At 67.6% G+C, this 13,363-nt stretch carries 14 protein-coding genes; 8 read left to right on the top strand and 6 right to left on the bottom strand.

Annotated features, from left to right (window positions below):
• Positions 1-39: 39 nt before the first annotated feature.
• Positions 40-387, bottom strand: a complete 348-nt coding sequence (locus tag ACWGIG_RS00560; RefSeq protein WP_453319251.1) for a MerR family transcriptional regulator — start codon at positions 385-387, stop codon at positions 40-42.
• 297 nt (positions 388-684) lie between these two features.
• Between ACWGIG_RS00560 and ACWGIG_RS00555 the strand changes: the two genes are divergently transcribed.
• Together ACWGIG_RS00555 and ACWGIG_RS00550 are read left to right on the top strand one after the other, a co-directional pair.
• The gene (locus tag ACWGIG_RS00555; RefSeq protein ID WP_453319243.1) at positions 685-1,602 is read left to right on the top strand and encodes an ATP-binding protein; all 918 of its coding nucleotides are present in this window, start codon (positions 685-687) and stop codon (positions 1,600-1,602) included.
• A 68-nt stretch (positions 1,603-1,670) separates the two neighbouring features.
• Complete coding sequence (locus ACWGIG_RS00550) at positions 1,671-2,102, top strand: protein-tyrosine phosphatase family protein (protein WP_453319242.1); 432 nt, start codon at positions 1,671-1,673, stop codon at positions 2,100-2,102.
• 87 nt (positions 2,103-2,189) lie between these two features.
• On the opposite strand, the gene ACWGIG_RS00545 is transcribed toward ACWGIG_RS00550, so the two are convergent.
• Positions 2,190-3,113 carry a LysR family transcriptional regulator ArgP gene (locus ACWGIG_RS00545; RefSeq protein WP_453319241.1) on the bottom strand — a complete coding sequence of 308 codons (924 nt, stop codon included), beginning with the start codon at positions 3,111-3,113 and terminating at the stop codon, positions 2,190-2,192.
• Positions 3,114-3,181: 68 nt separating this feature from the next.
• Here ACWGIG_RS00545 and ACWGIG_RS00540 point away from each other — a divergent pair, with 68 nt between their 5' ends.
• From ACWGIG_RS00540 to ACWGIG_RS00525, 4 genes are all read left to right on the top strand, one after another.
• Positions 3,182-3,814, top strand: a complete 633-nt coding sequence (locus ACWGIG_RS00540) for a LysE/ArgO family amino acid transporter (RefSeq protein ID WP_453319240.1) — start codon at positions 3,182-3,184, stop codon at positions 3,812-3,814.
• A 159-nt stretch (positions 3,815-3,973) separates the two neighbouring features.
• Complete coding sequence (locus tag ACWGIG_RS00535; protein ID WP_362419842.1) at positions 3,974-5,128, top strand: ParA family protein; 1,155 nt, start codon at positions 3,974-3,976, stop codon at positions 5,126-5,128.
• Positions 5,125-6,444 carry a ParB/RepB/Spo0J family partition protein gene (locus tag ACWGIG_RS00530; protein WP_453319239.1) on the top strand — a complete coding sequence of 440 codons (1,320 nt, stop codon included), beginning with the start codon at positions 5,125-5,127 and terminating at the stop codon, positions 6,442-6,444. The genes ACWGIG_RS00535 and ACWGIG_RS00530 overlap by 4 nt, the downstream gene beginning before the upstream one ends.
• Before the next feature lie 198 nt (positions 6,445-6,642).
• The gene (locus tag ACWGIG_RS00525; protein WP_453319238.1) at positions 6,643-7,413 is read left to right on the top strand and encodes an ATP-grasp domain-containing protein; all 771 of its coding nucleotides are present in this window, start codon (positions 6,643-6,645) and stop codon (positions 7,411-7,413) included.
• 350 nt (positions 7,414-7,763) lie between these two features.
• On the opposite strand, the gene ACWGIG_RS00520 is transcribed toward ACWGIG_RS00525, so the two are convergent.
• Entirely contained in the window at positions 7,764-8,726 is a 963-nt protein-coding gene (locus ACWGIG_RS00520; protein ID WP_453319237.1) for an oxidoreductase, read from the bottom strand.
• A gap of 53 nt (positions 8,727-8,779) precedes the next feature.
• On the opposite strand from ACWGIG_RS00520, the gene ACWGIG_RS00515 reads away from it, so the two are divergent.
• Positions 8,780-9,229, top strand: a complete 450-nt coding sequence (locus ACWGIG_RS00515; RefSeq protein ID WP_453319236.1) for a MerR family transcriptional regulator — start codon at positions 8,780-8,782, stop codon at positions 9,227-9,229.
• A 297-nt stretch (positions 9,230-9,526) separates the two neighbouring features.
• Here ACWGIG_RS00515 and ACWGIG_RS00510 read toward each other — a convergent pair whose 3' ends face one another.
• Positions 9,527-10,096: a MarR family winged helix-turn-helix transcriptional regulator gene (locus tag ACWGIG_RS00510; protein WP_453319250.1), complete on the bottom strand. Its 570-nt coding sequence runs from the start codon at positions 10,094-10,096 to the stop codon at positions 9,527-9,529.
• An 82-nt stretch (positions 10,097-10,178) separates the two neighbouring features.
• Between ACWGIG_RS00510 and ACWGIG_RS00505 the strand changes: the two genes are divergently transcribed.
• On the top strand, positions 10,179-10,901 hold the full coding sequence (locus tag ACWGIG_RS00505; protein ID WP_453319235.1) for an SDR family NAD(P)-dependent oxidoreductase: 723 nt from the start codon (positions 10,179-10,181) through the stop codon (positions 10,899-10,901).
• Positions 10,902-11,093: 192 nt separating this feature from the next.
• On the opposite strand, the gene ACWGIG_RS00500 is transcribed toward ACWGIG_RS00505, so the two are convergent.
• Positions 11,094-12,497 carry a phenylacetate--CoA ligase family protein gene (locus tag ACWGIG_RS00500; protein ID WP_453319234.1) on the bottom strand — a complete coding sequence of 468 codons (1,404 nt, stop codon included), beginning with the start codon at positions 12,495-12,497 and terminating at the stop codon, positions 11,094-11,096.
• Positions 12,494-13,135, bottom strand: coding sequence for a TetR/AcrR family transcriptional regulator (locus tag ACWGIG_RS00495; protein WP_453319233.1), 642 nt, complete (start codon positions 13,133-13,135; stop codon positions 12,494-12,496). Before ACWGIG_RS00495 ends, ACWGIG_RS00500 begins: the two co-directional genes overlap by 4 nt.
• Positions 13,136-13,363: the final 228 nt, after the last annotated feature.

The raw sequence follows: 13,363 nt of genomic DNA, 5'->3' as shown, positions 1-13,363 counted from the left end.
GCGCACAGGTGTGCTGCGCGGGACCGTCCCGGTAGTGCGTCAGTTGCTGGGAGGCGGGCCGGCGCCAGGGGTGGGACCGCGCAGTTTCCCGTTGAGGCGTAGAGCTTCTTCGAGCTGGTCCTCAAGGATGACGATGCGGCAGGCAGCGTCGACCGGAGTGCCCTGGTCGACCAGTTCGCGGGCGCGTGCGGCGATGCGCAACTGATAGCGCGAGTAGCGCCGGTGGCCGCCCTCCGAACGCAGCGGCGTGATCAGCCGCGCTTCTCCTATGGCCCGCAGGAAGGCCGGAGTCGCACCGATCATCTCGGCAGCCCGCCCCATTGTGTACGCGGGATAGTCGTCGTCGTCGAAGCGGTCCTGGGGTCGGGATGGAAAAGTGGTCGGGATCTGCTGGTTGTCTACGGCCACCGGCACCTCACTGCCTTCGCTGTCGTCATTCTGATCGCTGTCGCAACTGACGTCGCTGTTGAGTTCAAAACGTAGAGGGGCCCCAGCGCCGTCCGGCACCAGGGCCCCAAGGGAATCAACACCATCTACCGGCTCATTGCTGCGCCGGTTTTGAGTTTCCGCAGTCCGGCCTGTGGAGACCGGGGTGCGGGGATCGCGGATGCGTGACCGTGGGACCACCTTCCGTTCCGGGGCCTGCGGTACCCGGGCGAACACTCCCGCGCCCGGGCGATCCTGATGGCGTTATCCTCCTTTTCTCTCGTGTGCAACCTCTTGTACTGCGAGTACTGCGTACTGCCCGTCATGCCGGTCATCCTGCGAACTACTCGCGGCCCCTGGGACCGCTTGGCCCGGCAACCAACCACGGGACCCTTTCACTGCCCGGCCCCGCCGTTCCACTGCCGTTCCACAACCTGCTTCGAACCGGCACGCGCGGCAATCCGTATCTGCCGCGCCTCACTCGACTTCGTGGCTACGAGAAGGAATCTAGACCTCGTAGGCCCTCATGTCTACATCCACCGCTATAGATTTTCTACAAGCCGGAATCAGAGACCTCCCGGGTCCTGCCGTCACTCGTACGAGCTGCATTTCGCATCCGCAACGCTCTGTACGCGTCTGAGTGCCGATGGATCGGGCATACGCCTGCCTCAAGGCGGTACAACCGATCACGGATTGGGGCGTACACGCATGACCAGTAGGCAGTTGATCCAACAGACAGGTCGACCGACAGCCCGAGAGTCGGGAGAGCAGTCGGGTGTACCGGTCCGGGGCGAGGGCCCCGCCGGCGTCCTGTACGCACGTGAGGCCGCCCGGGCCTTCGCGGAAGGACTCTCCCCGGTGCCGGACGCGGACGCGGCGGAGTGCCTGGTGCTTGTCGTGTCCGAGCTCGTCACCAACGCGGTACGTCATGGAGGAGGCCGCTACACCCTCGCGCTCTCGGCATCCCAAGACGCCCTCACCGTCGTCGTCGGTGACTCCAGTTCGGAGGTCCCGCGCGAGCGCACCCCCGACTTCGACGACGGAGGAGGCGGCTTCGGCTGGCACATGGTGCGTCTGCTGGCTTGTGAGGTGACGGTGTTTCCCGGGCCGCGTTCCGGCCGTGGCCGCCGGGCGCGCAGTCGTGGCAAGACGATCCGGGCGGTGCTCCCGCGCTAGCGCGGCAAAGCACAGGGAATTGGCGCATCACCTCTGTTTCCCAGTACGGCAGCAACTACCGTCGGCTTATGACCGAGCCCTGGGAGCCCACCGCCACCGGTGTCCTGCGACTGCCCTCCGGACGTCTGGTCCGAGGCCGCGGATTGCGCCGACCTCTCCCGGCGGGACCTCCGCCCACGTACGCCGTCCATCTGCTCGGCAAGCGGCCCCCCGAAGTCCCCTGGGCGGCCCAGTGGCTGCGATGGCCGGACTTCCGGCTGCCTGCCGACCGCGAACAGGCGCGCAGGATCCTGGCCGATGCCTGGGCCCGTACCGAGACCGAGCGTGTGGAGCTCGCGTGCGGAGGCGGGCGCGGAAGGACCGGTACGGCCCTCGCCTGTCTCGCCGTACTCGACGGCGTACCAGCCGCGGAAGCGGTGGACTTCGTCCGTGAGAACTACGAACCGCACGCCGTCGAGACCCCTTGGCAGAAGCGGTACGTCCTACGCTTCGCCGACTGACGGGCCCGACGGGGCCTGACAAAGCCCGGCACAACAGACGGACCGGCAGCCAGTCCCCCGCCCTCACCCAGCGGCTCCCCCGCCGTTTCAGTGCGGCGGAAGCAGTTCCTCGGCAGCTGTCTCGGCCACCGCGCTCGCGATGGCGACCAGCGCGGGTGAGTCCAGCTTCCACTGCTGCCAGAACAGCGGTACGTCCACGGTGCGGTCGGTCGCGAGGAGGGTGAGCGCCCCCGAGCGCAACAGTGGCAGCGCCTGCGGTTCGGGTACGAGGCCCCACCCCAGCCCTGCGACGATCGCATCGCAGAAGCCCTCGGAGCTGGGGACGTAGTGCCGCAGTGCGCTCGCGCCCTGTGCGTTCTTGCCGCCGCCCGCCAGTGACCGTACGAGACCATCCTGAAGATCGTCCCGACGGTCGAAGATCATTACGGGCGCCTCGCGCAGCCGGTCCCCCAGCCGGCCCGACCCCAGATGCCGTTCCTCAAACTCCGGGTTCGCCACCGGCAGATACCGTGCCAGCCCGAGCGCCCGTACCGTGCACCCCGCCACGGGGTCGGGCGACGACGTCACCGCGGCCATCACCTGTCCCTCGCGCAGCAGCACCGGTGTGTGTGCCTCGTCCTCGCGGCGCAGCTCGAAACAGATGGGCGGGTCCTGCGGAACCCGTTGCAGGGCGGGCAGGAACCACGTGGCGAGGGAATCGGCGTTCACCGCGATGGCCAGCCGCGTGGCGGGATGGCGCTGGTCCTCCTCGGCGAGCCCCAGCTCGGCCCGGGCATCCCGCTCCAGCAGGGCGAGTTGGCGTGCGAACCGCACCACGACCTCCCCGGACTCCGTCGGACGTACCGGCTTCGTCCGCATCAGCAGCACCCTTCCGGTGCGTTGCTCCAGGGCTTTGATGCGCTGGCTGACGGCGGACGGAGTGACGTGCAGGGAAGCGGCGGCAGCGTCGAAAGTGCCCTCGTCCACGACGGCGAGCAGCGTGGTCACCTGGTCCAGAGGAAGTTCGTCCATCACGAGAGCTAATGGTACTTAAGAATCTTTAGCTGGACTGAAGAACGGCTGGTCCATACCGTCGAGGCATGAACCACAGCACCTCAGGAATCGTCGCGGCCGTGCTCGCCGGCTTCGGCACAGGACTCGCCCTCATCGTCGCGATCGGCGCGCAGAACGCCTTCGTCCTGCGCCAGGGCGCACACCGCCATGCGGTCCTCGCGGTGGTCGCGATCTGCGCGGTGTCCGATGCAGTCCTGATCATGCTCGGCGTGACGGGCGTCGGGGCGTTTGTCACCGCCTGGCCCGCAGCCCTCACGGCGGTCGGTCTCGCGGGCGGTGCCTTCCTGATCTGCTACGGCATCCTGGCTGCCCGCCGCGTACTGCGCCCGGCCCCCGATGCAGCCCTCAGCGCGAGCGGCAAGGCGACTGGTTCGACCCGCGCCGCCGTACTGACCTGTCTGGCCATGACCTGGCTCAACCCCCACGTCTACCTCGACACCGTCCTTCTCCTCGGCTCCGTCGCCACCGATCACGGCTCCCTGCGCTGGGCCTTCGGTGGCGGCGCGGTCCTGGCGAGCCTCACGTGGTTCGCGACGCTGGGGTACGGGGCGCGCCTGCTGAGCGGACTGCTGGCGAAGCCGGGTGCGTGGCGGGTGTTGGACGGGGTGGTGGCCGCGACGATGGTGACCATGGGAGGGATGTTGCTGGCGGGGGCATGAACCGCCTTCCTGCCAGGGGGAACACCCCGGAAACAGCCCCTTCGGGTGGGCTCCTGTTCCACCGACACCCCGTCAGCAGCCCCTGCCGCCAACCGACACGCAGTGCTTTCTTGCCCCCAATGTCACCAAAACCCCCAGCGAGGTGAGTAAGGTAACCGCATGACCGTCCCATACTCCCCGGACGACCGGGAAAAGGTAGTAGCGAAGCTTCCGGCCTCTCTGCGCCAGGAACTCAAAGTCAGAGCAGCCGAGTTGGGCGTCGACATCAAGGATGCCGTCACCGAAGGCGTCCAGGGGTGGCGTTCGGACAAGTCCGAGCACCCCATCGTGGACACCACCGGCGGCAGCTCCTTCTCGACGTATCTTCCCACCGGTCTGTACGGCGACTTCAAGGACGACTGCAAGGAACGCGGCCTCCCGTTCAACCAGGGCATCGCGCAGGCGATCCGCCTCTGGCTCGGGGCCCACCCCTCCCCCCGCCGTCCCGCCCGCCCCAACGGCGCACGGCGCATCATCTTCGGCAACCAGAAGGGCGGCGTCGGCAAGACCGCCACCTCGTCCGGCGTTGCCCAGGCGCTCGCCGAGGCCGGAAACCGCGTCCTGCTCATCGACTTCGACCCGCAGGGCCACCTCACCAAGCAGCTCGGCTATCAGCTCTTCGGCATCGAGGAGCCCAGCCTGGCCAAGCACATGCTCGGCGAGGCCAAGGGCGAACTGCGCGAGCTGCTCGTCCCGATAGAGGAAAGCGGCTTCGCGGGCAGGCTGTTCCTGCTGCCGGCGTGCAAGGACGCGTTCCTGCTCGATGCGAAGCTGGCCACCAGCCGCTTCGTACGGGTGAAGGAGACGGCTCTGGAGAAGGCCATGGAGCCGCTGGAACGGGACTTCGACTACATCGTCGTCGACTGCCCGCCGAGCCTCGGCTATTCCATGGACACCGCGCTCTACTACTGCCGGACCCGTGAGGACGAAGAACCGGAGACCTGCGGCGTCTTCGTGCCCGTCCTCGCAGAGGACTCCTCCGCGGACGCGTACGACATGCTTTTCGACCAGATCCAGGATCTGACCGCGGACATGGAGGTCGAGATCACCATGCTCGGCTTCATCGTCAACATGTACGACAGCCGCAAGGGCTACATCGCCACGTCCTCGCTCGACAGCTGGAAGGCGATCGGCGATCCGCCGGTCATCGGCATCATGCCCGAGCGCAAGGAGCAGCGTGAGGCCGTCCGCCTCAAGCAGCCGCTGCTCACCTACGCCCCGGAATGCGAGCAGTCCGAGATCATGCGCACCATCGCACGGAGGATCACCTCATGAGCGTCGCCGACCGGCTCGGCACCGGTTCCTCCTTCGGTGGCGTTCCGCGCGGCCGAAGCGCCCGCGGCCGGGCCAAGGCCCTGGTCCAGGGGGACGTACCGTCGTACGAGCTCTCCCGCATCCGCCTCGAAGAGGTCGCCCCGACACCCCTCAACCCGCGCCGGAACTTCGGTTCGGACGAGGAGATGACCCGCTTCGGCGAGGAGCTGCGCAACACGCAGCTCGCCGCATGCGTAGCCATCTCGCGCGCCGCCTACCTCAAGGTGTGGCCGCAGCACGAGGCGACCATCGGGGACGCCCAGTACGTCCTGATCAATGGCGAACGGCGTTATCGCTGTGCCTCGCACGTGGGCCTGGAAGCACTGGACTTCGTCGTACGCGACGATCTGGCCTCCTCCCGCGAGGCGTTCATAGACCATCTGCTGAAGGAGAACCTGGAGCGCGAGGACTTCGACGTCGTCGAGCGCGCCCGGGGTGTCCAGCAGCTGGTGCTGGTGTGCAGCGAGGAGTCAGCGACGGGCGCCCGTGCACGCGCGGCGAAGCGGCTCGGACGCGACCGCTCCTGGGTCACCAATCAGCTGGCCCTGCTCGAACTCCCCGAGGAACTGCAGGGGATGCTCAGCACGGGCTCGCTGCCCGAGCGCGACGGCCGGATCCTGGCCCGGCGGCTGAAGGAGGAGCCGGGACTGGGCGTACCGGGCCTGCTTCGCTACCTCAGGGAGCAGCGGGAGCAGGAGGCCAGGGCGCGAGAAGAGGCCAAGGCGCTCGCCGATCAGATCAAGAGGCAGGGACGGACTCCGACCGAAGAGGCGCTGGGCCAGAGGACCGCGGCAGCGGTAGCCGAACGAGCCGAAGCGGAGCGGGTGTTGTCCGCGGACAACACCGCGCAGCCTGCCCCCGTGCTGGAGACGCCGGCTGCCTCCCGTGCGGCTGACCCGGCTCCCGAACCTGTAGCTGCACCTGCCGCCGCACCTTCCCCCGCGCCTGCACCCGCGGCGCCTGTTGCTTCCGCACCCACCCCCGCACCCGCTGCGGCCCCCGCACCCGCTGCGGCCCCCGCGCAGGCTGCGGTTCCCGCACAGGCCACGGAGGAACAGCCGCAGGACGAGCCCGAGCTGTTGTCCGCGGACAACAACTCCGTCAGCCCTGCTGCCGAGGAGTGCAACACCGCCGCCGGATCACCCCGGTCCGACGCCGCTCGCAGTCTCGTACGACAGCTCGGCGCGACCCCCGTGGAGCAGGCCCGTACCTTGGCGGCTGGCCTCAGCAGCGAAGAACTCGCTGCACTCGTCGAGGAATTGCACGAACACATGTGATCCTCGATCTGCCCGTCCGAAGGGGCGTGCTTCCGGCTGTCGGCTGCCGGGGCGCGCCCCTTCGGCATTCCTGTTGCCCAGCACTCCCCCGGCCTCCTTCCGCCTCTCCTCCCCCGCGACCCCCCGGGGCGATACTGGCCCGATGGACAACATCACGTGGCTGAGCGTCGAGGAACTGAGCGTTGCGGGGCGTGGTGTGTGACGCTCGTACTGCCGCCCCGGCTTACCGCTTCTGCACAGGCGATGCGCGACGCCGCGCATGCGCGCGGCCTGCCCACCGTGCAGCTGCCCACCTTCGCCGTACCTGCCGAGTTGCACGCCGAGCACCTTCATGCTGGGCCCAGCTTCGCGGATGTCGTGGCGCCCGTCCTGGGTATCGGTCTGTTGCAGGCCCCCGAGGACTGGCTTGCCCTGCTGCCACGTACGTACACCCGGCGCGAGATCCACCTCATGACGATCCGTCAGGCGTACGAGCTGCGGCGACCGGTGTTCGTCAAGTCGCCCAACGACAAGCAGATCCGAGCCCTGGTCTACACCGACGGTTCACGGCTGCCCGGCCCGGATGAGGTGGCCCCGGAGACCCCGGTACTGGTCAGCGAGGTGGTGGAGTTCGCCGCCGAGTACCGGCTGTATCTGCTTGATGGAGCGGTCCATGCCGGCAGTCGGTACGCGGAGAACGGGCGGCTGAGCCTCGGGCCCCTGAGCGGGGACGCGGCAGCATTCGGAACAGAGCTGTTGTCCGCGTGCTCGCCGACGCTACCCTCCGCCATCGTCGTCGACGTGGGGAGGACCGACGGGCACTGGGCGGTGATCGAGGCGAATGCGGCCTGGGCGAGCGGCATGTACACCACGGAGCCGCAGCGAGCCCTGGATGTCGTCCTCCGGGCCGCCGGACCGGCTGATGCGGTCACGGCCAGGGACCGAGCGTTCCTCCGCAGCCCCACTCCCCCGGCTACATACGGCTCATGAGGAGAGGCCAGCTGCTGGGATCGGGTTTTCCGCCTCGATCTGCATCCGGACAATGTGATGCTGACCGCGCGGGCCCCGTGGCGGTCGACTGGTGCACGACGGCGGAGGGACCGGAGGGACTGGACTGGGCAATGTCGGCGCTGATCCTCGCCGAGGTCGCGGAAGCCCACAGGAAGTAGACCGGTACTGCCCGCAACCAGGTGTTGTCCGCGGACAACACCTCCAGCCCTCCCCTCCCCCGCTCCCCCGGTCCAGACTTCGCCGGGTCTGTCCTGGCAGATTCTCTCGGCGAGGAGGATGTGTTGTCCGCGGACAACACGGGAGGCTCGCGTCGGCAGATGCTGGGGCGGTCAGAAACAGTTCAAGCCGGTCAGTTCGCTGGACAGTTCCCAGAAGCGGGCCGCTGCAGCGGGGTCGGCTGCCCAGGGTTTGACGCCCCCGACGAGCATGTCGTCGCTCGTGGCCGGCTCGGCAAGATCGCAGTCCTGGCAGTAGGTGCCTCCCGCGCTGCCGCTGTCCAACAGGGGTGAAGTCGCTGCCCATACGGTCGTGGCGGCCCCCTGCTGAGGGGTCTTGAAGCCGGCGGCAGGCCGACCGTCCTCGGTGGTCCACCCCAGGGCGTGCCAGTCCTCGCGAGGGATGTGGCGTTGCAACGGGGTGAGGATGCTGCCCGGGTGGGCGGCGAAGGACCGTATGCCGTTGCTTGCGCCGAGGCTGTCGAGGTGCAGGGCAAACAGTGCATTGGCGGTCTTGGACTGGGCATAGGCCAGCCACTTGTCATAGCCGGTCCGGAAGTGGAGATCGTCCCAGCGGATGTCGGAGAGGAAATGCCCGGAGGAGGCCACCGTCACGACGCGGGCTCCGTGGGGGCTGAGGGCAGGACGGAGCCGGTGGGTGAGTGCGAAGTGACCGAGGTGGTTGAGGGCGAAGTGCGCTTCCCATCCGTCGGGGCCCACGCGGGTCTCCGGGCAGGCCATCACGCCCGCGTTGTTGATGAGGAGATCGAGGGCGCGGCCTGTCTCAAGGAAGCGCTCGGAGAAGGAACGGACGCTGTCCAGATCTGCCAGGTCGAGTGCATGGGCCTCCGCGCCGGGGATGCCGCGGAGGGCTGTTGCGGCGAGCGAGGGGCGGCGGGCAGGCACGACCACCTGGGCGCCCGCACGAGCGAGTGCGCGCGTGGTCTCCAGCCCGATGCCCGAATAGCCGCCCGTGATGAGAGCTGTGGTGCCGGTCAGATCGATGCCGACGAGTACGTCGTCGGCCGTGCTGTGGGCACCGAAACCCGTCCCGATCTTCTGCTGCGTCATAGTCATGCGAGCGAGGCTAAGACCTGGAGTGCAAGCGAGGTCAAGATATGTTCGGAGCCATGACCCACGAGTTGAAGTCGGCGAAGCCAGGCGACGGGCTGCCCATCGGCAAGGTCTCCGAAATGACCGGACTGGGCGTGCATGCGCTTCGGTTCTTCGAGCGCGAGGGACTCCTCCTGCGCGACATCCCGCGTACGCCTGGCGGACAGCGAATCTACGAACAGGCGGATGTGGACTGGCTCGTACTGTGCTGCCGACTCCGTGACTCGGAGATGCCGATCGCCACCCTCAGCCGCTTTGCCGAGCTCGTCCGCTCAGGCCCGGGCAACGAACCGGAACGCCTTGCGTTGCTCCAGGAGCACGAGCGGAATGTACGTACAAAGATTGCTGACCTGACCGCCAGCCTCGACGTGATCCACGGGAAGGTCACCATCTACGAACAGCATGTACGGGAGGGGACAGCGGCCGGAGTCTGGGCACCGGCACCGGGCCAGAACCCGTCCTGGTGACTTCAGCTGTTGTCCGCGGACAACACCCGTTTGTTGTCCGCGGACAACAAACGTGATCGCGGGGGAGCGGGGGAGTCGGCAGCAGGTCGGGAACAGGATCTGCTGCCGTCGACGGACGTTGGATGTGTTGTCCGCGGACAACACATCGTCGCTCTCGCGGCACTCGCGAGCGCGGGTGGAGGAGAGTGGGGAATCCAGCTGTGGGCGGGCGCCGGGGGAGTAGCCCCTGCGGTTTGTTGTCCGCGGACAACACCGGCTGCCGTCCGACTCAGGGTCGATCTTGTCCGTCAGGCCGAGTCACTCTTCTCCGACGTGGGTGATCCGGTCGTCGCCGAGACGGTGCTGGACGTCTTGGAGGAGGGACTGGAGCAGTTCCGTGAGGTGGTTCTGTTGGGGGCCAGTCAGGCCGTCGATCAATTGGGCCTCGCGGCTGAGCACCTGATCCACCGTCGTCTCCACCAGATCATGGCCGAGCTGGGTCAGAGTGACCTGGACGCTGCGGGGGCGCCCCTCGCCGGGGCGGCGAGTGACGAGCCCCTCGCGTTCCGCGCGGGCAACGCGCTGGGAGATGGCGCCGGCGGTGACCAGGGAACGACGACTGAGTTCGCGTGTGCTGAGGGTGTACGGGGTGCCGCTTCTTCGTAGCACGCTGAGCAGGTCGAGTGTGGCGGCGTCCACTCCGGCTTGTGCGAGCACGCGTCGGCGGTCGTCGCCCAGGAGCTTGGCGAGCCGCCAGATCGGGGTGACGATGCCGATCGAGGAGACGGGGGTGCCGGGACGTTCGCGCTCCCAGGCGGCGGCGATTTCCTGGACGGGGTAGTGGGACGCGCCGTCCGTCGGGTACGGCCCGTCCTTGTCCGAGATCACGGGTTCGCTTGCCAAGGTGCCTCTCCCCTGTTTACGTTTAGATCTAAATTTAGGCCTGAATGAGAATGCTTGGAGGCATCGTATGTCACGCAACATCCTCGTCACCGGCGGCGGTACGGGCATCGGCCGAGCCATCGCCGAACACTTCGCGGCACAGGGTGATGCCGTCCTCGTGACCGGCCGACGAGCCGAGCCGCTCGAAGAGATGGCTGCGCAGAATGACGGCGTGCGAGGGATTGTCTGCGACCACACGGACCCGGCCGCGCTCACTCGGCTCCTGGCCGAACTTCCCGGGAGCATCGACGTGCTGGTCAACAATGCGGGTGGCAACACCGATTTCGACGCCGACCCGGGCACCGACCTGGCTTCGTACGCCCGTGATTTCCGGGCCAATCTCGATGCGAATCTGGTCAGCGCCGCGCTGACGACGAAGGCGTTGAAGGACCGGTTGGCTGCCGACGGCGCCGTGGTGCAGATTGGTTCCATCGCTGCCGACCAGGGTTCGGGTTCGTACGGGGCGGCGAAGGCAGGGCTTGCCTCCTGGAACCTCAGCCTTGCCGCAGAGCTTGGAGCCCGTGGCATTACCGCCAATGTTGTCTCCGCGGGATACATCGCCGACACGGAGTTCTTCCGTGACCACCTCTCCGAGGAACGCCGCAGCACATTGATCGCTGCCACCGCGACCGGCCGGGCGGGAACACCCGCGGACATCGTGGGTGCCGTCGCCTTCCTTGCTTCCCCTGCGGCCCGTCACCTCACCGGGCAGGTTCTGAACGTGAACGGTGGTGCGCACACAACCCGGTGAGGCCCGTTCCCGAGGGAGGCCGGCCCGGAGAGAACGTGATTTGTTGTCCGCGGACAACACCGAGGGCGGCCGGGCAGCGGTAGTGGGGTGGCCGCGGGACAGCTACGAGGTGGCTGCGGATCCTGGGATGTGTTGTCCGCGGACAACACATCCTGCTGCGGATCCTGCTGCGGTGAATCCGCATCTCAAGGTTCAGGCGAGCGGGACAACAGTCCTGAACTTTCCCCCGGGAGACTGCTGCGGAGGTTCGCTCGCCCGCTCAATGGTCAGGTGGCCGAGTTTGTTGTCCGCGGACAACAACGTCAGCTCCCGGTGTACGGCCCGCCATACGGAGTCGCAGTCCGCGCCGTCAGCAACCCGGAGCCGCACCCGCAGTACGGTCGGCGCGGATTGCTCGATCTGGAACAGATCTACCCCGGGAGTGCGGTCGAACAGCGTGCTGAATGCCAGCGGGCTGAGCCGGACGGGAGTACCGGAGCCGTCGGCAGGAAAGGTCAGGATGTCGCCCGCACGGCCCTGCACACGGATTGCCGGCAGCAGGCTTCCGCAAGGACAGCGATCGGGACGCTGCAGGACGCTGTCGCCGAGGTCGTACCGCAGGAACGGCTGCACCCGGTTGGCAAGATTGGTGACCAGTACGGTGTGCGAGTACTCGCCGGGCGGAGTGGGCCGGTACTCCGCGTCGACCGGCTCCACCACCACCCAGTCGTTGTTGACGTGGTACCAACCCTCCGCGCAGCTGTAGCTGAGGTAGGTGCACTCGGTCGCCGCGTACACCGTGCGGGTGATGGTGCCGAAGGCGGCGGCGATGCGGTCGGTGTCGGCCGTGGTCATCGTCTCGCCTGCGGGCTGCATCAGTACCGGTGAGATGTGCAGGCGGCCTGCCTCCTGCTCTGCCGTGAGCAGCATGATCGTGCTGGCGTATCCAATGACGATGGCGGGCTGGTAGGCATTGAGCTGTGAGACCAGGTCGGGCATCGGTGTGTGGACGGAGAAAGAGCGGAGGATCTTGCTCCGCCAGCCGCCTTCGCGCATCGCACGGCGGTATCCGGCGAAGCCTGCGTAGTGCCCGTCGGCTGCGACCAGTTGAGCAAACCGTCCGCCGCGGGCCGCAGTCCGGAGAATGCCGCCGGGGCCCAGCCAGGTGGCGAGCGCCTGAGAGGTGAGCGCAGCCCCCACCTCCATGTACCGGTCGTCGAGCACGAACAGGCCGCGGCGACCGCTGGTTCCCGAGGTGGTGGCCACCAGGTACTGCCCGAGGAAGCGCTGCCCGACGAGTTCTGGGTCGTCGGTGAACGCCCGAACCGTCTCGTACGTGACCGCGCGGTCGGTTGCCCAGTCGTCGAAGCGAGCCATCAGCTGCTGCTTGTCCGTGACCGGCAGAAGCGTCGGGTCGTCCACCCGTGAGGGGAGACCGCGGTAGAGCTCGCGGTAGTACGGGGAGAAGCTGCGAGAACGGGCCACGGCGTCGGCTAACCGGGCCTGCTGACGGTGGGTCAGGCCATTGGGGCCCTGCTTGCGGGCGCGGCGGATATCGGTTCCCAGCCACGACATGCTGCTGGGGGAGGCGGGGTTGTTCTGCTGCGTTGTGGTCATCGGTCTGTGCTCCTTTGTCGGGTGACCGGTGTTGCTGTGAAGCCTGTCTGCTGGAGGACGGCCAGGAAGTAGGCCTTGATTTCCTCTGAGCCGGTGCTGTCGGGATGGGCGGCCAGGTGCTGCAACGCCGCACCGCTGAGGACTTGTTGGAGGACTTCAGGGTCGCTGTTCGGCGGCAGCTGACCGGCGGTGCGGGCCCTTTCGAGAGTGGTGCGGACGGCTCGGCTCTGGTGACTGCCGTGGGCAGCGTCGTATGCGCGGAGAAGCTCGGGGAGATCATCCAGCGTGCTGTACAGGCGGCGGATCAGGCGCCGGGCGCGAGGGTCGCCGAGACGGTCGGCCCAGTCGGTGACCATGGTGTCGATGTCCGGCCAGCCCGGCAGATCGTCGGCATCGGTGTCGATGTCGCGGTACTCCCACTCGACCGCCCGCACCAGCAGCTCGGTTAGGTTCGGGAACCGGCGGTACACCGTCGCGCGCGTGACTCCGGCTCGGCGTGCGATCTGCTCGATGCTGGTCCAGCCGATGCCCCGCTCGATGAGCAGGTCGAGGGCTGCAGCGAGAATTGCCTCGTCGGCCTCTCGGCTGCGCGGGCGGCCGGGGGGCCGGGAGGAGGGAGAGCCGTGGTCGATCGTCATGGGGAGAAACGATACGGTACTGCACCGTATTTAATCCAGGAGAAGGCGAGGCGGGCAAGGTGAGGTCAAGGAAGGATGAAATGGAGCAAAGGTAATGAATTTACGCAAACGTGGATGAAAATCGACCCACAGAATGGCCCCTCAGGCGCCCGAACTCCTGGCTCTTGGTGTGATGGGGTCCCGAGCGCCAAGAGAGGCCCTCAGGGGGGCTCCTGTGGATTTTCGGCG

Source organism: Streptomyces sp. NPDC054863, from assembly GCF_053610825.1.
This window is presented reverse-complemented; position numbering and strand designations above follow the sequence as displayed.

Bases quoted from the DNA above. Each gene is read 5' to 3' on its own strand.
- ACWGIG_RS00535 (WP_362419842.1), top strand. From the start codon at position 3,974: ATGACCGTCCCATACTCCCCGGACGACCGGGAAAAGGTAGTAGCGAAG.
- ACWGIG_RS00505 (WP_453319235.1), top strand. From the start codon at position 10,179: ATGTCACGCAACATCCTCGTCACCGGCGGCGGTACGGGCATCGGCCGA.
- ACWGIG_RS00540 (WP_453319240.1), top strand. From the start codon at position 3,182: ATGAACCACAGCACCTCAGGAATCGTCGCGGCCGTGCTCGCCGGCTTC.
- ACWGIG_RS00515 (WP_453319236.1), top strand. From the start codon at position 8,780: ATGACCCACGAGTTGAAGTCGGCGAAGCCAGGCGACGGGCTGCCCATC.
- ACWGIG_RS00520 (WP_453319237.1), bottom strand. From the start codon at position 8,726: ATGACTATGACGCAGCAGAAGATCGGGACGGGTTTCGGTGCCCACAGC.
- ACWGIG_RS00550 (WP_453319242.1), top strand. From the start codon at position 1,671: ATGACCGAGCCCTGGGAGCCCACCGCCACCGGTGTCCTGCGACTGCCC.
- ACWGIG_RS00495 (WP_453319233.1), bottom strand. From the start codon at position 13,135: ATGACGATCGACCACGGCTCTCCCTCCTCCCGGCCCCCCGGCCGCCCG.
- ACWGIG_RS00545 (WP_453319241.1), bottom strand. From the start codon at position 3,113: ATGGACGAACTTCCTCTGGACCAGGTGACCACGCTGCTCGCCGTCGTG.
- ACWGIG_RS00500 (WP_453319234.1), bottom strand. From the start codon at position 12,497: ATGACCACAACGCAGCAGAACAACCCCGCCTCCCCCAGCAGCATGTCG.
- ACWGIG_RS00555 (WP_453319243.1), top strand. From the start codon at position 685: ATGGCGTTATCCTCCTTTTCTCTCGTGTGCAACCTCTTGTACTGCGAG.
- ACWGIG_RS00530 (WP_453319239.1), top strand. From the start codon at position 5,125: ATGAGCGTCGCCGACCGGCTCGGCACCGGTTCCTCCTTCGGTGGCGTT.